Annotated in this window: 29 protein-coding genes and 1 pseudogene; 14 read left to right on the forward strand and 16 right to left on the reverse strand. The window is 44.5% G+C overall.

The features are described 5' to 3' along the window. Position 1: 1 nt before the first annotated feature. Positions 2–631 (forward strand): YfbR-like 5'-deoxynucleotidase, encoded by a 630-nt coding sequence (locus tag NLX74_RS04695; RefSeq protein ID WP_069290707.1) that lies wholly within the window; start codon positions 2–4, stop codon positions 629–631. A 174-nt stretch (positions 632–805) separates the two neighbouring features. Continuing rightward, the gene (locus tag NLX74_RS04700; protein ID WP_254328065.1) at positions 806–1,792 is read left to right on the forward strand and encodes an aldo/keto reductase; all 987 of its coding nucleotides are present in this window, start codon (positions 806–808) and stop codon (positions 1,790–1,792) included. Positions 1,793–1,883: 91 nt separating this feature from the next. On the opposite strand, the gene NLX74_RS04705 is transcribed toward NLX74_RS04700, so the two are convergent. The 7 genes from NLX74_RS04705 to NLX74_RS04735 all read right to left on the reverse strand — a co-directional run bounded on the left by NLX74_RS04705 (position 1,884) and on the right by NLX74_RS04735 (position 6,731). After that, on the reverse strand, positions 1,884–2,183 hold the full coding sequence (locus tag NLX74_RS04705) for a spore coat protein (protein WP_025719163.1): 300 nt from the start codon (positions 2,181–2,183) through the stop codon (positions 1,884–1,886). Then, positions 2,180–2,389, reverse strand: coding sequence for a hypothetical protein (locus tag NLX74_RS04710; protein ID WP_235306748.1), 210 nt, complete (start codon positions 2,387–2,389; stop codon positions 2,180–2,182). Before NLX74_RS04710 ends, NLX74_RS04705 begins: the two co-directional genes overlap by 4 nt. Positions 2,390–2,419: 30 nt before the next feature. Beyond that, on the reverse strand, positions 2,420–3,556 hold the full coding sequence (locus NLX74_RS04715) for a zinc-dependent alcohol dehydrogenase (RefSeq protein WP_254328066.1): 1,137 nt from the start codon (positions 3,554–3,556) through the stop codon (positions 2,420–2,422). After that, on the reverse strand, positions 3,553–3,933 hold the full coding sequence (locus NLX74_RS04720; RefSeq protein WP_235306746.1) for a spore coat protein: 381 nt from the start codon (positions 3,931–3,933) through the stop codon (positions 3,553–3,555). Before NLX74_RS04720 ends, NLX74_RS04715 begins: the two co-directional genes overlap by 4 nt. Before the next feature lie 41 nt (positions 3,934–3,974). Continuing rightward, on the reverse strand, positions 3,975–4,226 hold the full coding sequence (locus NLX74_RS04725) for a hypothetical protein (protein ID WP_061829797.1): 252 nt from the start codon (positions 4,224–4,226) through the stop codon (positions 3,975–3,977). 165 nt (positions 4,227–4,391) lie between these two features. Beyond that, a complete protein-coding gene (locus NLX74_RS04730) occupies positions 4,392–5,930 on the reverse strand; it encodes an FAD-dependent oxidoreductase (RefSeq protein ID WP_254328067.1) in 1,539 nt (512 codons plus the stop codon). A gap of 177 nt (positions 5,931–6,107) precedes the next feature. After that, on the reverse strand, positions 6,108–6,731 hold the full coding sequence (locus tag NLX74_RS04735) for an acetate uptake transporter (RefSeq protein WP_254328068.1): 624 nt from the start codon (positions 6,729–6,731) through the stop codon (positions 6,108–6,110). 216 nt (positions 6,732–6,947) lie between these two features. Here NLX74_RS04735 and NLX74_RS04740 point away from each other — a divergent pair, with 216 nt between their 5' ends. From NLX74_RS04740 to NLX74_RS04750, 3 genes are all read left to right on the forward strand, one after another. Then, positions 6,948–7,304 (forward strand): nucleotide excision repair endonuclease, encoded by a 357-nt coding sequence (locus NLX74_RS04740; protein ID WP_023991017.1) that lies wholly within the window; start codon positions 6,948–6,950, stop codon positions 7,302–7,304. Positions 7,305–7,412: 108 nt separating this feature from the next. After that, a complete protein-coding gene (locus tag NLX74_RS04745) occupies positions 7,413–8,357 on the forward strand; it encodes a helix-turn-helix transcriptional regulator (RefSeq protein WP_254328069.1) in 945 nt (314 codons plus the stop codon). A gap of 67 nt (positions 8,358–8,424) precedes the next feature. Beyond that, positions 8,425–8,946, forward strand: coding sequence for a DinB family protein (locus tag NLX74_RS04750; protein WP_254328070.1), 522 nt, complete (start codon positions 8,425–8,427; stop codon positions 8,944–8,946). On the opposite strand, the gene NLX74_RS04755 is transcribed toward NLX74_RS04750, so the two are convergent. From NLX74_RS04755 to NLX74_RS04770, 4 genes are all read right to left on the reverse strand, one after another. Further along, positions 8,879–9,415, reverse strand: a complete 537-nt coding sequence (locus tag NLX74_RS04755; protein ID WP_069290701.1) for a Crp/Fnr family transcriptional regulator — start codon at positions 9,413–9,415, stop codon at positions 8,879–8,881. The two genes, NLX74_RS04750 and NLX74_RS04755, sit on opposite strands and share 68 nt — an antisense overlap. Positions 9,416–9,451: 36 nt before the next feature. Further along, entirely contained in the window at positions 9,452–10,192 is a 741-nt protein-coding gene (locus NLX74_RS04760; RefSeq protein ID WP_235306742.1) for an SDR family oxidoreductase, read from the reverse strand. A 30-nt stretch (positions 10,193–10,222) separates the two neighbouring features. Next, the gene (locus tag NLX74_RS04765; RefSeq protein ID WP_061829804.1) at positions 10,223–10,801 is read right to left on the reverse strand and encodes a TetR/AcrR family transcriptional regulator; all 579 of its coding nucleotides are present in this window, start codon (positions 10,799–10,801) and stop codon (positions 10,223–10,225) included. A 131-nt stretch (positions 10,802–10,932) separates the two neighbouring features. Then, a complete protein-coding gene (locus NLX74_RS04770) occupies positions 10,933–11,478 on the reverse strand; it encodes a glutathione peroxidase (RefSeq protein WP_254328071.1) in 546 nt (181 codons plus the stop codon). A gap of 279 nt (positions 11,479–11,757) precedes the next feature. On the opposite strand from NLX74_RS04770, the gene NLX74_RS04775 reads away from it, so the two are divergent. Then, positions 11,758–12,486, forward strand: coding sequence for a YheC/YheD family protein (locus tag NLX74_RS04775; protein ID WP_254328072.1), 729 nt, complete (start codon positions 11,758–11,760; stop codon positions 12,484–12,486). A 115-nt stretch (positions 12,487–12,601) separates the two neighbouring features. Here NLX74_RS04775 and NLX74_RS04780 read toward each other — a convergent pair. Continuing rightward, positions 12,602–13,054 (reverse strand): annotated as a pseudogene (locus NLX74_RS04780) (SDR family oxidoreductase); the annotation flags it as partial. Between the two features lie 96 nt (positions 13,055–13,150). Here NLX74_RS04780 and NLX74_RS04785 point away from each other — a divergent pair. Both NLX74_RS04785 and NLX74_RS04790 read left to right on the forward strand, forming a co-directional pair. Continuing rightward, complete coding sequence (locus NLX74_RS04785; protein ID WP_069290696.1) at positions 13,151–13,501, forward strand: winged helix-turn-helix transcriptional regulator; 351 nt, start codon at positions 13,151–13,153, stop codon at positions 13,499–13,501. 161 nt (positions 13,502–13,662) lie between these two features. Next, on the forward strand, positions 13,663–14,151 hold the full coding sequence (locus tag NLX74_RS04790) for a DUF2798 domain-containing protein (RefSeq protein ID WP_235306740.1): 489 nt from the start codon (positions 13,663–13,665) through the stop codon (positions 14,149–14,151). Positions 14,152–14,238: 87 nt separating this feature from the next. Here NLX74_RS04790 and NLX74_RS04795 read toward each other — a convergent pair whose 3' ends face one another. Further along, positions 14,239–14,979, reverse strand: a complete 741-nt coding sequence (locus NLX74_RS04795; protein WP_061829809.1) for an SDR family NAD(P)-dependent oxidoreductase — start codon at positions 14,977–14,979, stop codon at positions 14,239–14,241. Between the two features lie 157 nt (positions 14,980–15,136). Between NLX74_RS04795 and NLX74_RS04800 the strand changes: the two genes are divergently transcribed. Then, complete coding sequence (locus NLX74_RS04800; protein WP_254328073.1) at positions 15,137–16,042, forward strand: LysR family transcriptional regulator; 906 nt, start codon at positions 15,137–15,139, stop codon at positions 16,040–16,042. 63 nt (positions 16,043–16,105) lie between these two features. Here NLX74_RS04800 and NLX74_RS04805 read toward each other — a convergent pair whose 3' ends face one another. Beyond that, entirely contained in the window at positions 16,106–16,975 is an 870-nt protein-coding gene (locus NLX74_RS04805) for an AraC family transcriptional regulator (protein WP_254328074.1), read from the reverse strand. Positions 16,976–17,291: 316 nt separating this feature from the next. Here NLX74_RS04805 and rlmN point away from each other — a divergent pair, with 316 nt between their 5' ends. From rlmN to NLX74_RS04830, 5 genes are all read left to right on the forward strand, one after another. Then, entirely contained in the window at positions 17,292–18,389 is a 1,098-nt protein-coding gene (rlmN, locus tag NLX74_RS04810; protein WP_023991003.1) for a dual-specificity RNA methyltransferase RlmN, read from the forward strand. Positions 18,390–18,528: 139 nt separating this feature from the next. Further along, positions 18,529–19,230, forward strand: coding sequence for a dihydroorotate dehydrogenase electron transfer subunit (locus NLX74_RS04815; protein ID WP_061829811.1), 702 nt, complete (start codon positions 18,529–18,531; stop codon positions 19,228–19,230). Beyond that, positions 19,211–20,143, forward strand: coding sequence for a dihydroorotate dehydrogenase (locus NLX74_RS04820; protein ID WP_254328075.1), 933 nt, complete (start codon positions 19,211–19,213; stop codon positions 20,141–20,143). The genes NLX74_RS04815 and NLX74_RS04820 overlap by 20 nt, the downstream gene beginning before the upstream one ends. A 269-nt stretch (positions 20,144–20,412) precedes the next feature. After that, positions 20,413–22,062, forward strand: a complete 1,650-nt coding sequence (locus tag NLX74_RS04825; RefSeq protein ID WP_254328076.1) for an ATP-binding protein — start codon at positions 20,413–20,415, stop codon at positions 22,060–22,062. Continuing rightward, complete coding sequence (locus NLX74_RS04830) at positions 22,059–22,796, forward strand: response regulator (protein ID WP_254328077.1); 738 nt, start codon at positions 22,059–22,061, stop codon at positions 22,794–22,796. The genes NLX74_RS04825 and NLX74_RS04830 overlap by 4 nt, the downstream gene beginning before the upstream one ends. Before the next feature lie 50 nt (positions 22,797–22,846). Here NLX74_RS04830 and NLX74_RS04835 read toward each other — a convergent pair whose 3' ends face one another. Together NLX74_RS04835 and NLX74_RS04840 are read right to left on the reverse strand one after the other, a co-directional pair. Then, positions 22,847–23,866, reverse strand: coding sequence for a 2-hydroxyacid dehydrogenase (locus tag NLX74_RS04835; RefSeq protein ID WP_254328078.1), 1,020 nt, complete (start codon positions 23,864–23,866; stop codon positions 22,847–22,849). A gap of 17 nt (positions 23,867–23,883) precedes the next feature. Further along, positions 23,884–24,939: an AEC family transporter gene (locus NLX74_RS04840; protein ID WP_254328079.1), complete on the reverse strand. Its 1,056-nt coding sequence runs from the start codon at positions 24,937–24,939 to the stop codon at positions 23,884–23,886. Between the last annotated feature and the right edge of the window lie 93 nt (positions 24,940–25,032).

Raw genomic sequence — 25,032 nt, forward strand, 5'->3', positions numbered from 1 at the left:
GATGGGAATTCACACGTATTTTCGGTCGCTAAATGAGCTGGAAAGAATCATCCGTTGTCCAGGGAAGTTTAAATTTGAGGAACACAGCGTATCGGCTCATTCCTGGAAAGTGGTGCAATATGCCAAAACGCTGGCTGATATTGAAGAAAGAAATGGTGTCAGTATTGACTGGAAAAAGCTATACGAGATTACGAGCAGTCACGATTACGGGGAGATTTTTATTGGAGACATCAAAACGCCCGTTAAGCATTCCTCTAAGGAACTACGGCTATTAATCCAGCAGGTCGAAGAAGGTATGGTTGAGTATTTTATTGAAGAGAATATTCCCGAGGATTTTAAAGCCATTTTTCGCAAACAGCTAAGGGAGGGTAAAGATGATTCTGTAGAAGGTTTAATCCTTGAAGTTGCGGACAAAATGGATCAGGTGTACGAAGCATTTGCTGAGCTTCAGCGGGGAAATACTGAAAAAGAATTTATAGTCATGTACCGTAATGCACTTGTGAAAATCAAGAATATTCAATTACACTGCGTTAATTATTTTTTGGAAAATATCCTGCCCGATATGGTTAAGGAAGAAACGCCCTCATCCATTGATATCAAAAAGATTACGGAAGAAGCCTTAGCTTTGTAAATGAATTCCCCTACCGTCCAGAAGCTACTGAAGCGCTTCTGTCCATACATAATAATTCCCCTTGCAAAACCAGACAACGCTTGACTTCAAGTTAACTTTAAGTAGTAACATACGGAATGTGACGTAGTGATTAGGAAATGCGATGACTATTCTGAGAATTGAGGAGTGATACAAATGAAAAAGAAACAACTGGGTAACAGTGACCTTCAAGTATCTGCACTGGGTCTGGGCTGCATGGGTATGTCCGAATATTACGGTGAGTTGAACGATCAGGAGTCGATCAAAACGCTTCATCGTGCGCTGGAGCTAGGGATAAACTTCTGGGATACTGCCGATGTCTACGGTGTGGGGAAAAATGAAAAACTGATTAGCCAAGTTTTGCGGAACCACCGTGACGAAGTAGTGTTAGCTACTAAATTTTCTATTATGCGTGGGGAAGATGGCGCATTTATGGGGGTAAGCGGCCGTCCCGAATATGTAAAAGAGGCATGCGACCGCAGTCTGCAAAGACTAGGAGTAGATGTGATTGATTTGTACTACCAGCACCGTGTCGATCCGAATGTACCTATCGAGGAAACGGTGGGTGCGATGAGTGACCTGGTTCAGGCGGGAAAAGTCCGCTATTTGGGGCTGTCCGAAGCTTCTCCTGGGCTCATTCGACGCGCTCACAAGGTACATGCGATTACAGCCCTGCAAACGGAATACTCCTTATGGAGCCGGGAAGCAGAAGATGAAGTTATACCGACGTGTAAGGAACTGGGCATCGAATTTGTGGCCTACAGTCCACTTGGACGCGGCTTTTTGAGCGGGCAAATTCAGAAGTTTGATGATTTTGCAGAAGATGATTTCCGTCGCTCTGTGCCACGTTTTCAACCTGAGAATTTCCAGAAAAATCTGGATCTCGTGCAGCATGTTAAGGACCTTGCTGCCCAAAAAGGGGTCAAACCTTCTCAACTGGCGTTAGCATGGCTGCTTGCGCAAGAGGGAATTGTACCGATTCCAGGAACCAAGCGGGTTACGTATTTAGAGGAAAATGCAGGAGCCGTCGATGTGGTTTTATCCGCACAGGAAATGGAAGCTATTAACGCAATCATCCCCAAAGGAATGGCAGCAGGCCTTCGGTATCCTGCAGAGCGGATGCCGAATTGGCAAGCTGAATAATGAAGATAATGAGATAAACCCAAAAGCCTTCTTTCACGCGGATCGGCGTGAAAGAAGGCTTTGCGGGTTTCATACGGCCAAAGTTATCTTTTTACAAAACGGGAGCTTGCAATGCAGTATTGATATTTTGCAGATCCATCGAAAGCTGCTCTTTTACGTTCCAAGGGTGATACCAGCCGCGTTCAATCATGTATGTGGAAATTTGTTCATGCGTATCAATAGCTTCATCCAGTTGCTTTGTAAGAATTGCCTTAATTTCTGGAGTTCCCGCTTCTGTTACGGCCATAGCGTAATTTCTCACACCGCTTTTGGCCGCGTTCAGAAAATCGGCTGCAATGACTTGGTCCGTTAAGGTATGCAGTCCGGTCAAATGCTCCAACAGTGTATTCATGGCTTAACCTCCTGTGAAATGGCTTGATCTAAGAGGGTGCCGAGTTCTTGTATTTGGCGGGTTGATAAGTCAACATCCTGCTGTAATATAGCTTTGAGAGTCGGATCAGAGATTAATGCTTGCATTGTTTTGGACTTGGTAAGACATACTGCCTTGAACGCTGACAGTTCATGGACTTCAAGGGTTTCATGCAGGCCATACACCATATGACGTTTGCCTCCATTCAAAATATATAGTTAAGGTTTAAGTACCACTTTGATGCAATTGTCTTGTCTGGTATCGAAAATTTCATATCCACGTTTGGCGTCGCTTAACGGAATGACGTGTGTAACAACGTCTCCTGGGTCCACCTTTCCCGTATCAATCAGCTCATACATATAGGGCATATAGTGAATAACGGGAGCTTGTCCCGTACGTAAATTAACATTTCGCTGAAAAATGTCTCCCAAAGGAAAACCGTTATATCGTCCGCCGTATACACCGGTAACTTGAATGGTCCCGCCTTTGCGGACAGCTTGTGTGGCTATGACCAATCCTCCTAAAGCTCCACCGTGAAGTTTGAGACCAGAAGCCAAGGATTCTAGCGGAGACATTTTACCGCTCATGCCGGAACAATCAATAACTACGTCCGCGCCTCCTTTGGTCATCTCCTTCAGGTAGTTGCCAACGTTTTCTTGCGATTCCACATTAACGATCTCCACGTGATTGGTACGCTTCGCATGTTGCAGACGATAATCCAGATAGTCTGCCGCAATGACTCGTTTTGCCCCTTTGAACCAGGCGAACTTTTGCGCTAACAAACCTACCGGCCCACAGCCAATAACAATGACAGTATCCCCGTCCGTTACCCCTGCATTATCGACGCTCCAGAACGCAGTGGTCATGGCATCAGAGATCAAGCAGAGCTTCTCGTCAGAATGTTCACAACTCTCCGGAATTTTGAAGTGAGTGAAGTTGGCAAAAGGCACACGTAAATATTCAGCTTGTCCACCCGGATATCCACCAGTTGTTCCTGAATAGCCGAAAAAACCGCCCATTTCTCCATGCTCATTAGAATGATCACATTGGCTTTCCAATTGGTTTTTACAATAAAAGCATTCACCGCACGCTATGTTGAACGGAATGATCACGCGGTCTCCCTTTTTCAAGTTGGTTACGCCGCTGCCGACTTCTTCTACAACCCCCATCGGCTCATGCCCAATTACATAATCCTCTTGTAGATTCGGAATCATTCCATGAATGAGATGCAGATCTGAACCACAAATAGCGGTTGTCGTCAGTCTGACAATCGCATCGTCGGCTTTTTGAATACTCGGGTCCGGAACATCTTTAACCACCACGTTTTTGATACCTTGGTAGGTCACTGCTTTCATGCCTGGTTTCCTCCCATATGTTCGTCCGGCGTGCGATCAAACATACCCTTGCGGGTGGTATCGTCTGGGAACAGTTTCATTTTACTGATGTCCACCGTCTTGTTGGCTGATAGTTGATCCAATTGATACTGCTTTTGCAGATCATAGGGATGAAACCATTTTTTTCGTACCATAAGATCAGTGATTTCCTGATGAAACGCGATGCCTTGATGCAATTGATTGCGCAACAGAGTTCTAGCATCTGGAGAGACGGTTTCCGTCAAGGCTATGGCTGTATTTCGAACCCCTTCCTTGACGCGAATCAGAAAGTCCATTGCAAATGTCATGTCTGCCATTTCCGGCATATTTAATGAGTTTTTTGGATCCACATAATCCATTCTTGCGGACTGGGTCTGATTTAATGTCACATCATTTCACCTCAATTTAAAATTGGTGTTGGTCGGAATTCTGGAACAGGTGCCTGAAACGGTGCTTTAACATACAATGCTTGCAAATCGGCAATAGCTTGTATAGATTGCTGAACATCTTTTTCCATTAAATCCTTTAGCTCTTGATCGAATACTAAGCCCTGCATTAATTTGGACTTAGCTAAGCATAACGTTTTAAAATTAAGCGCTTCGTGGATCTCTAGAGACTCGTGCGCCGCTAATGCAGACTGTTGGCTTATCATAGGATCACCTTTCTTTTATGATTCTCAAAGGTATGTTGTCCAGCGTAACTATGTTTATTCAGAGCTATGAAAAGGTTAGGTTACCGAACGAGGGGGACTCTTTTGGAAGAACAGCGAGCGATTCCAGTAAGGCCTGTGCTCTTGAGTCTCCTTCAAAGGTTGGTGCTATTCCCCTTCAACCTTGCCAAGCGATTTTTTGGCCGGTCCTTCAATGACTTCGCCTTGATATGAAAAGCGTGAGCCATGACAAGGGCAATCCCATGTTCTTTCCGCCTCATTCCACTCGACTTCGCAACCCATATGGGTGCATGTTGTGTCCACTAGGTGTAATGCTCCTTGTGGGTCTCGGTATGCGCCCGCCCTTTTGCCGTTCACCCGAATGACCGCCCCTTCGTCGTGCTGCAGTTCTTCGGCTTTTTTGTAGTTGATCCCCAATTTCCCAGCAATAAAATGTTTAGCCACATTCGCATTTTGAGTCACAAATGTTTTAATGTCGGGGTCCATATGAAATCTTGAAGGGGAGAAAAGATCCTGATACGGGCTTTCCTCTCTGGTAATCAGATTTGTATTTAATAAAGCCGCCGCTACACTTGTGGTCATCCCCCATTTTCTATACCCCGTAGCAACGAGGATGTTAGAAATGCTAGATAGTTCCTGCCCAATATAAGGGAGTTTGTCTAGCGTATACAAGTCTTGAGCCGACCAGCGATAAACGATCTCCTTTAATCCAAATGTTTGCTCTGCGAACTTTTGTAAAGCTTCATAGTACTGGAAAGTACAGATTCCTTGTCCCGTTTTGTGGCCTTCCCCACCGACGATGACCATCGGTTCACCGTTTATTAGTACAGAGCGAAGCGAACGTTTGGGGGTTTCCGCACTTAGGTACATACCACCCGGATAGGTTTTGTCCGTCTTGACCGCTAGTACATAAGACCGCTCGGCATGCAATCGCGCAAAATAAAGACTGTTTGGATCATTGAACGGAAAATGCGAGGAGGATACGACATAGTTGCAGGTGATTTTGTGCCCGTCGCTTGTATTAATAATGGAGGGGGTTCCCTTATCCACACCCACAACGGTGGTCTGCTCATAAATCTTCCCGCCTTGCCGGATGACTTGATTGGCTAGATACCTTAAGAAAGGAATCGGATTAAACTGAGCTTGGTTTTCCATCATAATAGCTGCTTTAGTTGAAAAGGGCAGAGGCGTTTGTTCGACATAACTTCCCGGGATGCCAAGTTCCTTGTAAGCTTTATATTCGTCGTTGATTTTTTCCACATGCGTATCCGCACATGTATAAACGTAGGCATCTTCTTCTGTAAATTGACAATCGATATGATACTCTTCTACCGTTTGTCTGATAAATTCAAGAGCATCGCGGTTAGCTTCATAATAGAGTCGGGTTTTTTCCTTGCCAAAATGTGAAAGAAACTCGCTGTAGATCAAATCATGTTGTGCGGTAATTTTGGCGGTCGTATGGCCCGTTGTTCCATGAAGTATCCGTCCTGCGTCGACGACTGCGACGTTTAGTCCTTTTTTAGAAAGTAAATAAGCAGTGGTAATACCAGTAATCCCCGCACCTACAATGGCAACATCCACCTGAATATCTTCACTAAGTTTGGGAAAGTTGGGGATGTCAGTTGAAGCTAACCAATATGATTCGGGAAATTGCGGAAATGTGGTACGAGATTCGCCTTGTGTCATTTTTACAAATACCCCTTTGATTACAATTTATGTATATTGTTATCATTGTGGGCTTTTATATTCACTAAACGACTCTCTTTAGTATTTTTTTGATACGGAGGGAGTGATGGAAAAGAAACAAAACCGTCCTTAACGCGGATCGGCGCGAAAGGCGGCTTTGCAGGTTTACATATACAGCTAAGGACGTGGCTTAAAAATGCCGAAAGGACGCCCGACGGGCAGAAATGTACGGCCAAAATGAGCATTCAGGACGGCAGCTCCTGTACCATACAGTGAGAGCAGACCAATGCCCATTTCAGCATAAGCGGCGATGGTATGGAACACCTCTGGGGCAACGCCAAATGCATCGAAGCTAAGACCGAGGAACAGAAAATCAATCAACACAAAAATAAAGAATAAAACCTTATGCGTCTCCATCGCTCCAATGGTCATGAAAAGCGTAAAGATGAGATAGCCCGCAAAGGCAAAGCCGAGCTGTTTGCCATCTACAGCAGATGCCAGCTCTGAGCCGAATACTCCCATTTTAATCATCCAGCTACTGGCTACGGCCAACCAGAAGAAGGCGTAAGCACCAAATGCCGTCATGCCGAAGGTGTTGTTATGTTTTGCATCCTGAATGGAGGCAAACAGCTGTGCAAAAGCACCGAGAAATATAGCCCAAGGGATGATGAAGCTTAAGCCGTCAGTGAGACCAAGCTTTTGGGATGAAGCCACAAGCGTTACAATAGCCAAGCCAAACAGGCCGATCGCACTCGGATCGGCCGTTATGATTTTTACGTTAGAATGAGATTCATTTTGCATAAAAAAATAGGAGCCTCCAATAATGTTCAAGTACGCGTCAATCTGCCGATGCCAGAATCACACTGACATATTGTAACGGAAACCGACGTACTCGCATAGTAGGTAAGTTATAAAATTTCTACCGATCTGTCTTGTGATGGGGCAAGGATTATTAAATGGTGTTACCGCAGGATTTGTGATAATATTTACACCTATATAGAATGAGGAAGTGACATAGTGATTAATATAACAATTCCAACTCCGGATATCACGATTACCAAACAGGTTAACCCTGAGCTTAGCCATATTTACGGATTTACCGACTTTCACCTGATCCCTAGAGATAAGGCTGGTATCTTTATGTTCTACAACACCCAGGAGGAATTGCTGTTTGTTGGTAAAGCAAGAAAGCTGAGACAAAGAATCAAAAAGCATTTTGAAGATACCGTATCGCCGATCAAGGACAAGCGGAACGAAGTAGCGATTATTGAGGTTTGTATTGTGGAAGATGCAGTAGAGCGAGAAATTTATGAAACCTACATCATTAATTCACAAAAGGCTAAATATAACGTCGAAAAAGTATTTTTTAAGTAATGGAGTAACTTCCATATGAAAAAAGAGCAATAAGTCGCAGTGACTGTACTGTCCTTATTGCTTTTTTGTATTTCTGCATTTTTGATCCTTCCAGAGAGGGGCCGTGGCATGAATAAAACAGATCGTATGCTAGCGATCTTGCTAGAGTTGCAGCGTAAGGATATTGTACGAGCCGAGGATTTGGCAGCCATATTCGAAACGAGTGTGAGGACCATCTATCGGGATGTTCAGGCTCTAAGTGAATCGGGCGTACCGATTATAGGAGCACCGGGCATTGGATATTCCTTGATGGAGGGGTACTTCCTGCCCCCCTTGAGCTTTACCGCAGAAGAGGCTGTGGCGTTGCTAATCGGAACGGATTTTGTCGAACAAAAATTTGATACAGACTACGGTATCAAGGCGCAAGCTTCCCGCAGAAAGATTGAAGCCATTTTACCGGAGAGCGTTCGCAGGGAAGTCTCCCGGGTGCGTACGACCATCAGACTGCTCGCGGTGGGTGAAGGAGCAAACCATAGAGAGAAAACCTATTTGGAAACGCTGCGTCTCGCTGTATTGGAAAAACGGAAAGTACAGTTTGGCTACTCCAAAAGAATGCCAGAGGCTGACGGGAATCGTCAAAGTGTGCGTGTGGTCGCTCCTTATGGTCTTGTCCTGCTCCGTGGTTCTTGGGTGTTAATTGGGCAATGTGAATTGAGGCAGCAGCTTCGCCATTTCCGTCTGTCACGTATGGACGAGCTTATCGTGCTGGAGGACAGGTTTCAGTTGCCTGTCGATTTTCATTTGCAGGATTACAAGCAAACCGATGACCGTCATGTAACTGTTCGCATACTAGCACGTTCGGATATCGCAGATAAGGTGAAGGAAGCGAACAACTTTTATATGGAGGCCATAGAGGAGCGTGCAGATGGACTACATATACTCTTCCGCGTCAGACAGCCGGAGGAATTACTGCAATGGGTACTTGGATGGGGCGCGGATATGGTTGTGCTGGAGCCTGAGTCGCTCCGGGAGCGGATACGTACGGAAGTGGAAAAAATGTTGAAATGCTACTGACATAATGCTGTCAGTAGCATTTTTGTATAGTAAAGCTACTTTGATAGAGAGGGGCAATTATTAATATATGAATACAACTGAAACATTACAGCGTTTCGAAGAAACGGCACAACACTATCTTCTTGAATTGGACAGCTTTAGCTTGGAGCAACTGCAGTACACACCTCAGGAGGGTCAATGGTCGCTTGGACAAATGTATCTTCATTTGGTGAACTCTGCACTGTATATGCATCTTAAGAACATTGATCTTTGTCTACAGCCTAATGGGGAGACCGGAGTTAAAACGGAGGCAGGCACGGCCATTTTTAATCTGGGGAGCTTTCCACCAATGCGTATCCAAGTTCCACCATCCCCGCAGTACACTCCCCCACAACCGACGAGCAAAGAAGAAATTGTGGAGGGTTTAAATGCTGTGATCCGTAAAATGAGAGAGATTGAGCCGATCGTTGGGAAATCAACAGGGCTTTCTACCGTCTCTCATCCCAGATTCGGCGCGTTGAATGCTGGAGAGTGGTTTTCGCTCATCGAGATGCATTATCGTCATCATCTTTTGCAGAAGGAGCGCTTGAAGCACGCAATAGCCGATTAATCGTCTCCCGGCGTAGCCCGATAAACTGGCCGATTTCCTCCTGCGTCAGCACGTCCGTTAACGTGGCGGGTGCGATGTAGGAGTGGAACCAGCGTTGAAGCTTCCGAAGCTTCTCGGCAGGTGACACCTCGGTGAGCTGGTCAATTCGTTGCTGCATCATGCGCAATTTGTCCTGTAGCTGCAAAGCGATCTCCCGACATTGAGCTGGGTCTTGCTCCAGCTTTAGATACCATTCTTTTTGCGACAAAACCCCAATCTCAGAGGTTACCAACGCCACCGCTGTACCATAATAAGGATTGGGGCTGATCAGGGAGTGGTGCGGGATGATTTCATCGGGCACAATCACATTAACTAAAATTTGCGAGCCGTCTTCATGGACTCGGACAATTTTTAACAAGCCGCTCTTTAGGTGATATAAAGGGCCGGATTCTCCTTGTCGAAATAAGGTCTCGCCTTTGTGTAATATCATGAACGTAAACAGCCTCCATTCCATGTATTCCAGCTTTTAGATAAACCCGCCATTGACGCGGATCGTCTGCCCGGTAACCCACTGTGATTTGGCACTGACTAGGAACTCAATCACATCAGCGATATCTTCCGGTTCGCCGAGCCGACCCATAGCATTCATTTTTTTCATGCCTTCGATTTGCTGCTCGGTTTTTCCTGCTTGGAAAAGCTCGGTGTTCACAGGACCGGGAGCCACGGCGTTGATCGTAATTTGCTTGCTTCCGAACTCCTTGGCTAGCTGACGTGTAAATTGCTCCACTGCGCCCTTGGTACCTGCGTATACGCTATATGCCGGGAACATTTGTCCGATCACGGATGTGGACAGGTTCACGATTCTTCCGTAGTTCTCCATATATTTCATGGCTTGCTGACAGGCAAAGAAAGTGCCCTTTACATTCAGTGCGAATTGTTTGTCAAAATCAGCTTCGGTTACCTCAGCCAGAGGTTGGGTGATCATCAGCCCAGCGTTGTTAACCAGAATATCCACTTTACCGAATTCAGCAATCGTATTTGTAAATAATGCTTCAATATCACTCATTTTGCCCAGATCAGCGTGAAGTGCTATGGCTTTGCCGCCTTTTTGGATAATGCCCTCCACGACTTCTTGGGCTTTATCCGGACTGCTGGCATAATTGATGATTACATTAGCGCCTAGATCAGCCAGTTGCTCGGCAATGGCACGTCCAATCCCTCTGGAGGACCCGGTGATAATTGCTGTTTTTCCGTCCAAATGCTCCATATGTGTTCAGCCCTGCTTTCCATATCTATTTTAAGTGATTCCTTTTTCTAAAAGCGTCCACACATCCGAAAACTCCTGATTAATCACAGGGCTCTTCCATTCGTAAGCATGAGCGGGGTGATGAAAACGGGCTGTGGCATAGAAAAGGGTACGCGCCAGTTGGGCTGGCTGATCTGATATGATGTCCCCGCGTGCAATGATATCAGCGAGATGATCCACAATGTGGGCGATATGCTGGTCGATTAAATCAGCGGCTTGCTCGGTGACCCTCGTATACATCTCGAACATTTCCTCGTCGTCGCGGGCATAATACTGTTTGAGTTCAACCAAGGTCTGTATATATCGTTTTAAGTGTGGCGTTCCCAGTATAGATGAATTCTGACAGACCTCCGTTAACGGGCCAATAATCTTTTCGTTCAGCCATTTCTCGGTCACGCCTTCAAGAAGCTCGGCCTTACTTTTAAAGTGTCGGTAAATGGTGCCATGACTTACTCCCAATACTTTGGCAACATCGGTTACGGAGGTTTTGGCTACACCAAAACGCCTAAGTGTGTCTTCAGTAGCAATGAGAATCTGTTCCTTGGTTAGCACATCTGAGGATTTTTCCATAGGGACACGGTCAAGTGCCGTGTGAGTCACCTCCTTGAAGTCAGGATAACACAAACAGTATCAAATGACAAATATTCATTTTTGTCATTTGATACTGTTTTTTTAAGAATCCAAAGAAATGAACAGAAAAACTACAATAGCGATTCGATGACAGGATCAATGGCGCAGGGCTCCGTTGTTACTTCAAACCTTCCTTTTATCTGGCCATCGCGATCGACCAAGAATTTAGAAAAATTCCACTTGATACCGTCGCCAGCGTATATTTCTGGATACTTATCCCGCAGGAAATCCTCCATCCATTGACCGTCTTTGGTTTGGGTATCGAAGCCTTGAAACGGTGCCTGTTGGGTCAGATATTGAAATAAAGGATGAGGAGATGAGCCTCTTACATCCGTCTTCTCAAAGAGCGGGAAGGTTACTCCATGGTTAATTTGACAGAATCCCTGAACCTCCGAATTGCTACCTGGCTCTTTTTCATTGAATTGGTTACAAGGAAACGCGAGGATTTCAAAGCCTTGCTCCCTCCGTCTATCGTAGAGCCTCTGCAGATCCGCGAATTGACTGGAGAAGCTACACTTGCTGGCTGTGTTTACAATGAGGAGAACCTTTCCTCTGTAGTCTGAGAATTCAATCGGTTTCCCGTTAATTGAGGTTGCTTGAAAATCATAAATAGACATGTTAACGTTCCTCCTCACGTTATTATTTAATACATCATATATCCAGAATTATTATTGGTCTAATATATTATTAGGATCAACTTTATAGGTATTTACAATAACTTCGTCATGCAGAACACATTGTCCATCTCTCTCTTGAAATCAAAGAAGACTCGCCTTAAAGAAAGTAGGAGATTTGCCTCTTTCATAGCAAACTGTGGCATTCGCCGTTACCAAGATAGAATATAGATGCATATTCATGTAATGTGTGCAAAAACCCAACAGAATCGAGGGATATTCGTGCCCATTGGAAAGATGATTCAATACAAGGAAATGCAACAACATCCCATTTTACGTTCTCACTTGCCCGAAACCCGCTGGATCAGTAATGCAAGGACTTTACGGATGCTGGATACCTATCGCACAGTCTTTATCAAGCCTAATTATGGGAGTGGAGGAACTGGCATCATACGTGCGAAAAAGCTGGGGAGGAAGTATGAGGTTCGTTGTGGCTCCAGTCGCAGAGTCGTTAGATCCCACGCCGTAAGAAGAGCAGTTAGAACCTATCGGAGACCTCATCGTCGTTATTTGGTACAGCAAGGACTTAAGTTAGCCAAGTACAGAGGTTCCATTTTTGATGCCAGAGTGTATATGCAGAAGCCGGAATCGGAATGGGTCATTTCAGGAATAACCGGTCGTGTCGCTGCACCTCGAAAAGTCGTTACCAATTATCGGAAGGGAGGACATGCGGCGCCGTTGTCCAAAGTGCTTTTAAGGGTCTTTAAAAATGACAGAATAAAAATGAAAGAGATTCTGGACCAGATCATCGAGCTTTCTAGAATCATTGCCGACACGATAGATAAAAATCATCCGGTTCGCGAGTTGGGCATCGATCTTGCTATTGAAAAGAGCGGTCAAATCTGGATTATCGAGGCCAATCCGCATCCCGGACATATGTTGTTCAGGCAGCTCCCCAATCACAAGATGATTCGCAACATTTTGAGAAACAAACGTCGTATTCATCACTAGGATAAAGTTTTTGAAATCATTCATTGATAAGAAAAGGAGGAGAACGCCCAAGCAAAGATGCGGGAGCGTTCTCCGTTTTTTTTGTTAAATGACTGACGGATTTAAGACGAAGCTTTTATGTTAAAATATGTCCGCCATCCACATGAAGGACGGTTCCGGTCACAAACTGATTTTGAATCAAATAAAGTACACCTCGTGCAACATCCTCCGCAAGTCCAACTCGCTTCACAGGAAGCTTATGCGCGACCGTATCATAGAATTGATTACGCGTATTTTCAGGCATTTTGCTGCGGGAAGGTGTATCAATAATGCCGGGTGAGACGACATTCACGCGGATGGGAGCAAGCTCTAACGCCAAGGTTTGACCAAGATTCGAAACCGCTGCATTCACAGCGCCGAGCGCAGAGGAGCCAATCATTGGCTTGTATGCCACCACTCCTGAAAATAAAGTAATGGAACCCTTGGTTGAGAGTTGGGAAGCCCCGTATTTAGCTGCATAATATTGGCCCCAAAATTTGTTTTCGAATAGCTTGCGGGCTTGATCCGTCTCCAACTGAAGGAATGACCCGCTTTAGGGAAGTAGTGATATTTAATTCATATAGTTTCCTAAAGGGAACTATTGTGATACCGTCGGGTTTAACAGATGATTTTTGGAGGAGTTCCCATGCACGCCCAAGAACCTATTGAATTGACCAAAGGAATACCAGGCAAGCCGTGTCCTATTGCCCAAACACTTGATTTGATCGGAACGAAATGGACTTTTCTAATCATCCGTGATCTGCTTATCGAAGGAACACTGAGATTCAGCCAACTTCAGAAATCCATGAAGGGGATTAGTCCCAAAACGCTTTCCCTACGCCTGAAGGAACTTGAAGATAACGGCCTGTTAGAAAGAAAGGTATATGCCGAGGTTCCACCGCGAGTTGAATATTCGTTAACGGAAAAAGGGAAGCGACTGGAAAGTGTTTTTATTGAGCTGAAGAGATTTGGCTTAGATTTAGAAGCAGATCATTGAGGGATATGACTACAACATTCCGAGGTATCGTTGAGCTGAACGATGCCTATTTCTTATATATATAAAGGGAAGCGCTTACTATAAAGTTCACGGAAAGTTCACTTATGTGGAGGTTTCGACTATTTATATAATTACCAAGGTACACAGAAGGGATGATGGAATTGCCAACAACGAAGAAAGAAGATTTTTATTTTGGTTTAATGATGTGCTTGGGGATGGTCGTATTCATGACATTTTATAATCTATATACAAATGACTTGATTGGCATAATATCTCTAAAAGTAATGTTTCTTCAATTTATTTTATGTTTTATCATTGCTTTCGTATTGGAATTATTTATTGTCGGTCCACTAGCAAAGAAGATAGCCTTCTCATTACCATACGACAAATCTAAAAAGGTATTTGTGATTCTGTCCCTTTCATGCTGTATGGTCATTGGAATGGTTCTTTGTATGTCACTTTATGGATTGGGGACAGCTTACTTTTTTAATGGTCTTTCGGGAGATTCATTATTTAAAAATTACTTATCTTTAGTTTTTAAGAATTTTATTTTTGCTTTCCCTCTGCAGCTCTTAATTGTAGGGCCGCTTGTTCGGTATTTATTTGCTAAATTCGTGAAAGGTACACGAATTGCGGTATCTTTAAGCTAAAACGTAATCAACGACGGTATACGATAGCTCACAAGCCGCCTTCTGTCTGAGAAGGCGGCTTGTTTTTACCCAGAAGTCCCAGTACCTTTACAGTGTTTGTCCGCTATCCACCGTAATAATCTGGCCTGTCATGGCTTCCTGTTCCAAAGCAGAGCAGATCATGCTGGCAATATCCTCCGGCGTAGAAATGCGCTGTAGGAGCAAATGAGGAAACAGTTGCTTCATTTGTTCTTCCCTGCCTGCCCACCATCTTGTCGCCACGGCTCCCGGCACGATGCAATTGACGCGAATATCCGGTGCCAGTGCTCGTGCTAAAGATTTGGTCAGCCCGTGGACGGCCGCTTTGGATACCGCATAGGGAAGAGAGGAACCTAGCCCTGTTTGCCCTGCTATACTTCCCAGATTGACGATAGCCCCTTGTTTACTACGCTTCATAAAAGGAGCTACGGCTCTGGCACAGTAAAACATGCCTTTTACATTTACATCAAATAGATCATCCCATACCTCTTCCGTGGCTGACTCCAGATCATCCATAGGAATGTGATGTGTAATGCTAGCGTTATTCACAAGTATATCAATCGTACCGAATTGCTGGACAATCTGATCAACCATAGTTCGAACTTCCTGATCTCGGGAAACATCTGCCTGTAATGCGATAGCACGTCCGCCCTTTTCAAGGATCATACGTACCGTTTCCTCAGCATCGTTTTTAGAGCGGGAATAGTTTACGACTACCGTAGCTTTTCGATCTGCCAAGGCCATACATGCGGCTCTCCCAATTCCTGTACCTCCACCTGTAACCAGTGCTACTTTTTGATGTAAATCCATATATATTCGCTCCTTCTCCAACCAGTTCATTTTGCGTCTGAAAATAATATGATCTGATATGTATCATTGTAGAGGATGTATTGTGTTCTGTATAATTGAATTAACTGAATTTATGATTCAATAAAATTGAATTAATTGGGCATATAGGAGACTGAGAATGGACATTAAAACGCTCAAAACATTTCAAATGATTGTGAATTACGGGAGTTTTATGCGTGCAGCGGAAGAGTTGAATTATGCACAATCTACCGTGACGATGCAAATACAGAAGCTGGAGTCCGATATGGGAATTCAACTGATCGAACGGGGCAAGAAAATAAAGTTAACTGAAGCGGGCAGGATGTTTTACGAGCAAAGTCTACATATTGTAAAGGATATGGAGCAATTGCAGGAAAATATGGACAATCTGCAAAGAGGAACCACAGGCGACATTCGTATAGGAGTGACCGAACCGACTGCCAGTTATCGACTACCAGAAATTTTAAAACGCTTCTTAACCCATTATCCGAATATTCGGGTTTCTGTTGAGTTTGGGAATACCCCTACCTTAAGCGAGCGTATTCTCAAGGGAGATATTGACTTAGCGCTGTGTTCCACACCGGATGTGGGCACAGAGCTATATTTTGAACCTTTATTTAGGGAGAAATTTGTAGTTTTGATGCCTGAAAATCACCCGCTTGCGGAAAAAGAAAACATTGGGCCAGAGGATTTACAGGGGCATCGGTTGCTTATTACATCGGCCACCTGTCCATATCGTCGCAAACTTGAAATGGTCATGAAGGAATATGGAATAACCACGCTAGACACGATGGAAATTGGCAGCATGACGGCTCTGAAATTTTATGTGGAAAGCGATTTGGGTATTGCCCTTGTGCCACAAATTCTGGCCAGTCCTATCCCGGCAGGAGCAGCGGTGAAAGAATTAAGCGGCAGCCTGATCGATATGACCTTCGGCCTTCTTTGCAAAGCAACAGACTATCCGCTAAAGCCGGCAGGTTCAAGGCTATATTCTGTGTTGAAAGAGGAGCTTGGGAATGGTCCTCGGTGCATTGAGCTAGGGTAACGAGTATGCAGGGAAGTGTGTTATCTGTCATCTTATGATGTAAAGGCAGTCGGTTCGGTTTGTTTACTTTTTCTTAATGGGAATCCAAACTTCACTTCGGTAGTCTTCAGCATGTGAATCTCCCATAGTATACACTTCCAGTTCCGGGCCGCCTGAATGCTCATAATTACTGGCAGGGAACCATTCCTGAAAAATTCTTTGCCATACCTTTTGGATCGAGTGAGGCATAGGGCCGATGGATGTAAACACTGCCCAGGTTGAAGCCGGAATGGTTCTGGATTCCAGCCCATTCGCGGTCGCCACGTCTTCGCTGCCTTCTGCGGCGATTAAGTAACTAAACGTCTCCTCCCCATGTTTCATGTCCAAGCATATACCGAGTATATCGTCGCCTGTCCCCAAGGCATGAATCCGATCCGATGTACCATCCGCATTCAGTTCGTTCCAGAATTTTGGGATTTCTCGAAGATTATCGCCGTTCTTAGTGGTGACTTGAATGGACTTGCCAATGACCGTAAAGGCCGTTTTCTCTACAATTTTGTAATCCATTTCCTGATCTCCCTTCAACGATAGATGGAAGGTGATGCGTGGAAAGGCTTTCAGGTTTACCCCAGGGCTTCTGGCCTCAGAGGGAGAAATACCGTGTACCTTCCGGAACGCTTTAGAAAAAGATTCGGGGGAATCATATCCGTATTTGAACGCTACATCCAGCACCTTGGCGGAAGAAAGACTCAATTCCTGAGCAGCCAAGGTCAATCGACGTTTGCGCACATATTCTGCAACCGTGACGCCGGTTAGCATATGAAACATGCGCTGAAAATGGAAAGGAGACGAGTAGGCTGCCTTTGCAATTTCCTCGATATCGAGTGGCTGCTGCATTCTCTCTTCCATCAGATCGAGTGCGTTCTTGATCCGAAGCAACCATTCCAACCGCATCACCTTCCTTGGTTGTAATCATATCATTAGGAGTATCTGTAATCCTGTCTTTGCGTGCTCTTGTTGAACAGGTTCTGTCGCCTAGTTTAATGTGGCTTGTACTTGGTTTCAAGACATAATTTCACAATGAAATTTTGGAGAAACAATGTGCCTGCCCCCTTGTGTTCATAATTAAAATTTGGGACAATGAAAGAGGCGCTTAAATAGCGCAGATAGCTTAAACATGCTATGATGCAATGATGGTTGAGACGAATGGTGCGTGCTTAGTTTTATATAGAGGAAGACGAATTTGAATGTTTTGAAAAGAGGATCGAACATGAAAAAAGAATCCATTTATGGATTAACGCTAGATCAATTGACAGCATGGCTCATCGAGCATGGACATAAGAAATCCCGGGCATTGCAGGTATGGGACGCATTGTATCGGAAGCGGGTTACTGATTTTGCAGCGATGGCAGAGGTTCATGAGGATTGTACTCGCCTGTTGGCAGAGCACTTTTCCATTGAAACACTTGAAGAACACGTGAAGCAACAGTCGGCAGACGGGACGGTCAAGTTCTTGTTCCGGCTTCAGGATGGTAATTTGATTGAGACGGTATTGATGCGGCATAAGTTTGGCTTATCCGTATGTGTGACTACGCAGGTAGGATGTAACATTGGGTGCAGCTTCTGTGCGAGCGGATTGTTGAAGAAGAGCCGTGACCTGTCCAGCGGTGAAATTGTAGAGCAAATTATGAAGGTCCAGCTGTATCTGGATCAGGAACGTCCGGGTGATCAAGTCAGTCATGTCGTGGTGATGGGAATTGGCGAACCGTTTGATAACTTCGTAAACTTGTCCGATTTCATTCGGGTCATTAAGGATCACAAAGGGCTGGCGATTGGGCCGCGGCATATTACCGTTTCCACAAGTGGACTTGCCGATAAAATCATTGAATTTGCAGATTCCGACCTGCATGTCAATCTGGCGATCTCCCTCCACGCTCCGAATAATGAGATTCGTACTCGCATTATGAAGATCAACCGTGCGATTCCGATTGAGAAACTCATGCAGGCGATTGATTATTATTTGGACAAAACCAATCGTCGGATTACGCTGGAGTACATCTTGCTGAAGGATGTTAATGACGGTAAGGAGCATGCGCTCGAACTGGCTGAGCTGGTGGGCCATCGTCGTAATCTAGCCAATGTAAACCTGATTCCGTACAATCCGGTGGATGAGCATAGCCAATACCAGCGGAGTGAGTCGGAGTCGATTACGGGCTTCTATGATGTGCTGAAAAAACAAGGCATTAGCTGTAGTGTTCGGCTGGAGCATGGAGTCGATATTGACGCAGCCTGCGGACAGCTACGTAGCAAGCAAATCCGCAAGGATGCCAAGGGTAGCCGCAATGCGGAGCGCGAAGCCATTAGTTAAATACACAAGCGTACTCTCTAACAGGAGTACGCTTTTTTATATCACGAGTCGCAGGGCGAAACGTTACACGTAAATGTGAAAATAGTCACGTAATAGTTGCTGCTTTTACGTTATAGTGAGTGGTTAGTGGAGGGGTTATATGGCTAACGTAATTTCGAATGTGGCGCTCGTTCCGGGCATTTATGTGATGAAAATAGAGGGAAAGTTTAAAGGGAACATGGGGCAGTTTTACATGCTGCGCAGCGGGACAGGTTACCCACTGCTGCCTAGACCCATCAGCATTTATGATATCGGGGAAGAGAGTATTTCCTTTTTGTACCGGGTTGTTGGAGAGGGGACAAATTTGTTTTCCCAATTACAGCCTGGTCAGGAGATTCAGTTAGAAGGACCTTTTGGAAACGGTTTTCCGCAGGTAGAGGGTAGCTTGGCTTTAATCGGCGGTGGCATGGGTACAGCTCCGTTGCTGTTGGCTGCAAAGTATTACCCGCATGCGCATGTTTATCTGGGGTTTGCACAGCAAGCCTTCGGGGTTGAAGCGTTCGAAGCTGTGGCGGCATCTGTACAGGTCAAGGTAGGGGGAAGCATCGTCGAACAGATCGATCCGACGCTCTATGCAAATATGTTCTCCTGTGGGCCAACTCCGATGTTGCAAGCACTCGCCATGAAAACGGTGGATACGTCGTCCCGTTTATATATTTCAACTGAAAGACACATGGCCTGTGGTATTGGCGCATGTTTGGGCTGTACGATGCGTACCCGTGGAGGCAATCGGAGGGTATGTAAAGAAGGGCCTGTATTCCCGGTGGAGGAGGTGGAGTTCGATGATCTCCATGGCGTGTAATATTGCGGGTGTACCGTTCAAGAACCCAATCATCATGGCTTCCGGTACGTTTGGATTCGGACGTGAGTATGCGGAATTTTATTCTCCTGAATTATTGGGCGGTATCGTCGGCAAGGGACTAACCCTGCATCCGAAGGCTGGTAATACGGGATCACGAATACATGAGACAGCATCCGGCATGCTCAATAGTGTAGGGCTGGAGAATCCGGGGGTTGCCGCCTTTTTGAAGGATGAACTGGATGACATGACTCACTGGAACACGGCTGTTATTGCCAACGTGGGTGGTTCCAATCTGGAGGAATATGTTCAGGCCGTAGCGATGATTACGGAAAACGCACAAAAACGACGCACGATGAACCGCAGAGGCGTCGATATGCTGGAATTGAACATTTCATGTCCCAATGTGAAGCAGGGTGGAATGCAATTTGGTATCCAGACGGAGGTAGCGCGGGAGGTTGTGCGTCAGGTGCGCAATGTGACGGCGCTTCCGTTGGTCGTCAAGCTGTCTCCAAACGCAGAGAACATCACGCAGATGGCGGTTATGTGCGAGGAAGAAGGCGCAGACGGAGTTTCGCTGATCAATACATTTTCTGCGATGAAAATAGATATACGCCGGCGTCGCAGTGTCTTCGCCAACACGTATGCTGGTCTTTCCGGCCCGGCAATTAAGCCAATTGCCTTGCGCATGGTTCACCAGGTGGCGCAGGCGGTGTCGATTCCGGTAATCGGGATGGGCGGAATTAGCTCGGTAGAGGATATTATTGAATTTACCATGGCAGGGGCCGCTGCCATTCAGGTGGGAACGTACAACTTTGTCCATTTACATGCAGGGGCTGAACTGGTACAGGGACTTGAACAATGGATGCAGCAGGAAAAGGTGCAGTCATTGGATGAGATACGAGGAATTTTGTGAATTTAGAACCTTTTTGCATACACTAATTCATGTAAAACCGGCTTGTCTTTTAAAGACAAGTCGGTTTTATTTATTTTACTGAAATAGCCAAGCTTCAACTAGTGGTTAATATCGCACTTGTTCAAGATGAACGAAATTTTTGATTTTCCAGCCGATGAATGGCTTACGAAATAAGAAGGAAATTGTCAAACGGTGTCGAATAACAAGGGATTATAGGGAAAGAGATAGGCTCTTTTTCCTAATGGAGAGCTTGACAAAGAAGCTGGGTGATGGGGTTGCGGTTAATAGGTAAGTCGAAGCCGAGACGACAATTCAAAGTTTCGCTACAATTCATGATTATTATTTTGGTTGTTTTAGCTATTATTATTTCCTTAATTATATCCTTGCTTCTCATTCGTAATTTCGTAATTAACCAACATTTTGATAATACGAAGGAAAAACTTTCGGGTATTGCCAAGGTGGTCGCTAGTGACAACGATGTTATTCGTAATGTTGAGCAGGGAGTCCCTGTGAAGCAGATCCAAGACTACTCGCTTGGAGTCATGCACAACGTTAATGTGGATTTTGTAGTCATTCTGAACCACGATTTAATTCGGCTATCTCATCCGAATGCAACGATGGTTGGCAAACCGTTCTCTGATTTGAATGATGCCAGAAGAGCGTTATCCGGTCAGGGACATTTTTCTGAGAATATAGGTATTTTGGGCAAAGGTTACCGATATTTTACGCCGATATTTAATCAACAACATGAGGTCATTGGCATTGTATGTGTAGGGCTGACCATGAGGACCCTAAATCATGATTTGATGCAGGCGCAGTATACCATTTTTGGGGGGCTGATGCTGGGACTCTTTAGTGGAGTTTTGGGCGCGATTATTCTGGCTCAGAAAATCAAAACGATTTTATTTGGGCTTGAGCCGCAAGAGATAGCAACACGATTGCGCGAAAAAGAAATTATTGAAAATGAGGTCGCTGAAGGAATTATAGCCATTTCGGCGGACAAGAAAATTATGCTCATGAACAAAGAAGCTCAGGCCAAGTACCAACTGGCGAACCAAGAGATAAAAGCCCCGATTGGCGAGCAGCTAGATACCAACTTTTATAACGTACTCTTCAAGAGAGTATTTGATGATAAGAAGAAGATCAAGGATCGCTCATTTTATGTGAATGGTATAGAAGTCATTGCGACAGTAACCCCTATATATATAGAAAATGAGTTTTTTGGAGCGGTTGCAACGTTACGCGACCAATCCGAGATGATTCATCTTAGCAACCAGTTAAGTGGTACAAAATATTATATTAACTCCCTTCGCGGACAGACCCATGAATTTATGAACAAAATGCACGTAATATCTGGGCTGATTGAAATGAGGAAATATGCGGAGGTCAGTCAATATATTCAGCAGCTAAATCACCGGTATCAAGATGAGGTAGGCTTTCTGACTGAGAGAATTAAAGTTCCGGCATTAGCAGGTTTTATTATGGGTAAAATCAACGAAGCACGCGAACAGAATATTTCGGTTCTTCTTGCAGAAAGCTCGAATGTCTCTAATGTGGAGATGCAGGATATCGTTCATGATGTCATACACATCCTGGGTAATTTTTTTGACAACGCCATAGATTCTATCTTACAAAAAAAAGAACCCGGCAAAATTGAGCTGAAATTGAACTATGAGTGTGAGGGAAATGTATTCATTTTGAAAGTGAAAGATAATGGGTTGGGGATTGATTTTGAGATGCAAAAAAGAATATTCGAGCATGGCTTTTCAACCAAAGGAGAAGACAGAGGCTACGGCTTGAATCTGGTTAAAACCATGGTGGAAAATCATCAAGGAATCATTGAGCTTGATAGCCAACCGGGTCTGGGAACAAGTATTTATGTAGAGTTGCCCTGTACATTGGAGGTGACAAATGAATGAAGGTTCTAATTGTTGAGGATGATCCGATGGTTGCTGAGCTCAATCAACAGTTTATCGAGCGCATGGACAATTTGGACGTTGTATGTAAGGCAGATACCGTCAAGAAAGCACAGGACTGTCTTCAAAAATGGAAACCGGATCTGGTATTACTGGACGTTTATTTACCTGGAAAAAGCGGATTAACTTTATTATCACATATGCAGGAGCATCAATATCATGCTTCAGTTATTTTAATTACGGCTGCAAAAGATATTCAGACGGTGAAGGAAGCTGTTTTTTATGGTGTTGCAGACTATTTAATTAAACCCTTTACATTCGAACGCTTTAGACTGGCTGTTGAGAAAATTCAGCGTCTGGCCACGGTGATGGAGGAAGGGAACGGAATTAATCAAGCTGTTATTGACCATTATTTTAATAAAGAAGAGCATGCGGGTGTGGAAAAGAAAAAACCTGTTGAACATCCATCGCATAGTCTACCGAAAAACCTGTCTAAAAATTTGTCCAAACTGACCATGACCACGATACTGAAGAGTATTCAAGAGCTGAACGGACCATTCTCGGTTGAAACGTTAGCCAGAGAAGTGGACTTGTCCCGTATTACGGTGAAAAAATATATTCAGTTCCTGGTGGACGATGGCTTCCTGGTTGAATCGATAGAATACCACAAGGTTGGCAGGCCGCTAATGCTCTATCAGTTGAATCCTGATGTAAAAGAACCGCTATTTCCATTGTAATCTGGAAATAGCGGTTCTTTTTTATCCAACGAGTGTCCAAGCTTCTTACATCATTTCATAGAGAGAACAGGAAGTGGGACCAGGTTATCCGAAGAATGAGTTGTAACGATATCATGGAAGTTGTCGTAGCTAGTTTCAATCATGTTGGATAACGCCGTAACGGTATTCGAGCCAGCATGAGGCGTTACCAAAACTCTTGGATACAGCTCCACAAGCTTCTGGATCGTTGGGTCCGGGAGCATTTGCCATGGTTCAAATGCTTTAAAGAATAATTCATCTTCTTTAGGGAAGACATCCGTAGCGAAGCCTTCCAGATGGTTACTGAGCAAAGCGTCCAAAATGGCTTGGTTATCTTGTAATTCTCCACGTGATGTATTGATGAGAATAGATCCCTTTTTCATTTTTGCTAAAAAGCTAGCGTTAATCATTTTGTCGTTCTGTCCCGGCAGATAAGGAACATGCACACTAACGACATCACACTCTGCCAGTAATTCATCCAAGGTTGTGAATGGAATGACTTCCTTGGCCGCGTCCGATTGGTACACATCATAGCCGATAACAGAAGCACCTAATCCTTTAAATAATTTGGCTTCCGTCAGACCGATGCGGCCGACCCCAATAATCCCAACTTTACAATTGTGAATCTCTTTGCTGAATGTATGCTCGTCCACAATGAAATTTTTGAACGAGCTTTTGGTAGTCATATAAGCGGTGTGTCGGAACAGCATCATTGCTAAGGTTAAGGAGAGCTCGGCGATGGCATTCGGAGAGTAGGATGGCACGCGTGCCACCTTCATTCCGAATTCGCTGCAGGCATCCAAATCAATGTGGTTGATTCCGACTGTTCTGGTAAAAACATATCGAATGCCGTATTTATTGAATTTTGTGATATTTTCCCGATTGGCAGCACAGTTTCCTCTTAGTAAAACGGCATCGTGATGCTGTGCCAATTCTGCATTGCTAGTGGTTAACAACTCTTCTACCAGCGTTAGTTGAAAGTTATATTTATTGAGATCCTGGAAATAGGGTTTCTCATAAGAACGGACACCATAGCAAATGATTTTTAACATGTTGTTTTCCCCCTGATTTAGAAAATTCCAATTTTATCAATGACATTGAGCGTAACGATCCACACTGGAATCATGACGACAGAAGTAATAGTTGATAGAAGCGATGCATTGGAGGTCAATATGGCTTCCTTATCAAAACTGATCGCATAGGCTGCGGCTACGGTAGCTGTTGGAGTAGCCATCATGATGACAATAGTAGCTAAAGCGACAGAATCGACTGACAGAATATGAGATACAGTCAACAAAGCCAGCAAGACGATGTTAACAATGGGTACAAGCCAAACCTTAACTATGCTGTAATACCAAGAGGTCTTATCAGTAGCTGCCGACTTGAAGCTGATCTCCCCTAATGTCGAGCCAATCGATAACCAGGCTAACGGAGAAGCTAGTCCAGCAAGGTAGGTCATGGGCTTGAACAGCCAGACAGCGGTTTGATCAATTCTCAGAAAGGCGAACTGCTGAATGGCCCCATCCTCTGTAGCTACACTCATCTGTGGCAAATAACCTTGAAACAACCAAACAAACAAGCCTAGAAACGTGGCGATAACGATTGGATTCAAAAACATGGTTTTGAGATTTTTAAGCTCCATTTTCAAGCCGCTCATTTTGATATAGCCATAGGAGTATAAGAAAATGCGGTACCCTATGTTAAAAATGGAACTGTACATCACTCCGGTAGGACCGTAAATGGCTCCGACAATTGGAATTCCGAAGAAAGTCGTAGAACCGAAGATGGTTAACACCCGTAAAACATCCTGTTTATCCTTGTTGTAGCTCAGAAAGAACGGTTTAGAAATAAAGATGAGAATAATATAAATTAGAACTCCCCATATTAAAACATTCATTCCTTGTTTTAATATTGAAGGATTAATGTCCTGCATGAAAGAATTAAAGGCTAGTGCCGGTAGAGCCACGGTTAGAACAACCTTGGATAACAACTTTCCTACTGCTGCGTTAAAAATCCCCTTCTTGCGGCAAAAGAAACCAAGAAGGATAATAAAAACGGTGGAAGCGATAGAACTGACAATTTTGTTATCTGTTAAGGTCGCTGTAATCATTTCTAGTAAAGACATAAATAAAACCCTCTCTTGTACCTTTTTTCACATAAATGACGATGCAAAATGTGACGATGCAATTCCCTGATCTTTTGGCCAAAGTGTTGGTTT

The sequence above is a fragment of the Paenibacillus sp. MZ03-122A genome (assembly GCF_024213325.1).
Classification (GTDB): domain Bacteria; phylum Bacillota; class Bacilli; order Paenibacillales; family Paenibacillaceae; genus Paenibacillus; species Paenibacillus polymyxa_B.

Excerpts from the sequence above, each read along its gene's own strand:
- NLX74_RS04695 (WP_069290707.1), top strand. The coding sequence starts at position 2 with ATGGGAATTCACACGTATTTTCGGTCGCTAAATGAGCTGGAAAGAATC.
- NLX74_RS04700 (WP_254328065.1), top strand. The coding sequence starts at position 806 with ATGAAAAAGAAACAACTGGGTAACAGTGACCTTCAAGTATCTGCACTG.
- NLX74_RS04705 (WP_025719163.1), bottom strand. The coding sequence starts at position 2,183 with ATGAATACACTGTTGGAGCATTTGACCGGACTGCATACCTTAACGGAC.
- NLX74_RS04710 (WP_235306748.1), bottom strand. The coding sequence starts at position 2,389 with ATGGTGTATGGCCTGCATGAAACCCTTGAAGTCCATGAACTGTCAGCG.
- NLX74_RS04715 (WP_254328066.1), bottom strand. The coding sequence starts at position 3,556 with ATGAAAGCAGTGACCTACCAAGGTATCAAAAACGTGGTGGTTAAAGAT.
- NLX74_RS04720 (WP_235306746.1), bottom strand. The coding sequence starts at position 3,933 with ATGGATTATGTGGATCCAAAAAACTCATTAAATATGCCGGAAATGGCA.
- NLX74_RS04725 (WP_061829797.1), bottom strand. The coding sequence starts at position 4,226 with ATGATAAGCCAACAGTCTGCATTAGCGGCGCACGAGTCTCTAGAGATC.
- NLX74_RS04730 (WP_254328067.1), bottom strand. The coding sequence starts at position 5,930 with ATGACACAAGGCGAATCTCGTACCACATTTCCGCAATTTCCCGAATCA.
- NLX74_RS04735 (WP_254328068.1), bottom strand. The coding sequence starts at position 6,731 with ATGCAAAATGAATCTCATTCTAACGTAAAAATCATAACGGCCGATCCG.
- NLX74_RS04745 (WP_254328069.1), top strand. The coding sequence starts at position 7,413 with ATGAATAAAACAGATCGTATGCTAGCGATCTTGCTAGAGTTGCAGCGT.
- NLX74_RS04750 (WP_254328070.1), top strand. The coding sequence starts at position 8,425 with ATGAATACAACTGAAACATTACAGCGTTTCGAAGAAACGGCACAACAC.
- NLX74_RS04755 (WP_069290701.1), bottom strand. The coding sequence starts at position 9,415 with ATGATATTACACAAAGGCGAGACCTTATTTCGACAAGGAGAATCCGGC.
- NLX74_RS04760 (WP_235306742.1), bottom strand. The coding sequence starts at position 10,192 with ATGGAGCATTTGGACGGAAAAACAGCAATTATCACCGGGTCCTCCAGA.
- NLX74_RS04765 (WP_061829804.1), bottom strand. The coding sequence starts at position 10,801 with ATGGAAAAATCCTCAGATGTGCTAACCAAGGAACAGATTCTCATTGCT.
- NLX74_RS04770 (WP_254328071.1), bottom strand. The coding sequence starts at position 11,478 with ATGTCTATTTATGATTTTCAAGCAACCTCAATTAACGGGAAACCGATT.
- NLX74_RS04785 (WP_069290696.1), top strand. The coding sequence starts at position 13,151 with ATGCACGCCCAAGAACCTATTGAATTGACCAAAGGAATACCAGGCAAG.
- NLX74_RS04795 (WP_061829809.1), bottom strand. The coding sequence starts at position 14,979 with ATGGATTTACATCAAAAAGTAGCACTGGTTACAGGTGGAGGTACAGGA.
- NLX74_RS04800 (WP_254328073.1), top strand. The coding sequence starts at position 15,137 with ATGGACATTAAAACGCTCAAAACATTTCAAATGATTGTGAATTACGGG.
- NLX74_RS04805 (WP_254328074.1), bottom strand. The coding sequence starts at position 16,975 with ATGCGGTTGGAATGGTTGCTTCGGATCAAGAACGCACTCGATCTGATG.
- rlmN (WP_023991003.1), top strand. The coding sequence starts at position 17,292 with ATGAAAAAAGAATCCATTTATGGATTAACGCTAGATCAATTGACAGCA.
- NLX74_RS04815 (WP_061829811.1), top strand. The coding sequence starts at position 18,529 with ATGGCTAACGTAATTTCGAATGTGGCGCTCGTTCCGGGCATTTATGTG.
- NLX74_RS04820 (WP_254328075.1), top strand. The coding sequence starts at position 19,211 with ATGATCTCCATGGCGTGTAATATTGCGGGTGTACCGTTCAAGAACCCA.
- NLX74_RS04825 (WP_254328076.1), top strand. The coding sequence starts at position 20,413 with ATGGGGTTGCGGTTAATAGGTAAGTCGAAGCCGAGACGACAATTCAAA.
- NLX74_RS04830 (WP_254328077.1), top strand. The coding sequence starts at position 22,059 with ATGAAGGTTCTAATTGTTGAGGATGATCCGATGGTTGCTGAGCTCAAT.
- NLX74_RS04835 (WP_254328078.1), bottom strand. The coding sequence starts at position 23,866 with ATGTTAAAAATCATTTGCTATGGTGTCCGTTCTTATGAGAAACCCTAT.
- NLX74_RS04840 (WP_254328079.1), bottom strand. The coding sequence starts at position 24,939 with ATGTCTTTACTAGAAATGATTACAGCGACCTTAACAGATAACAAAATT.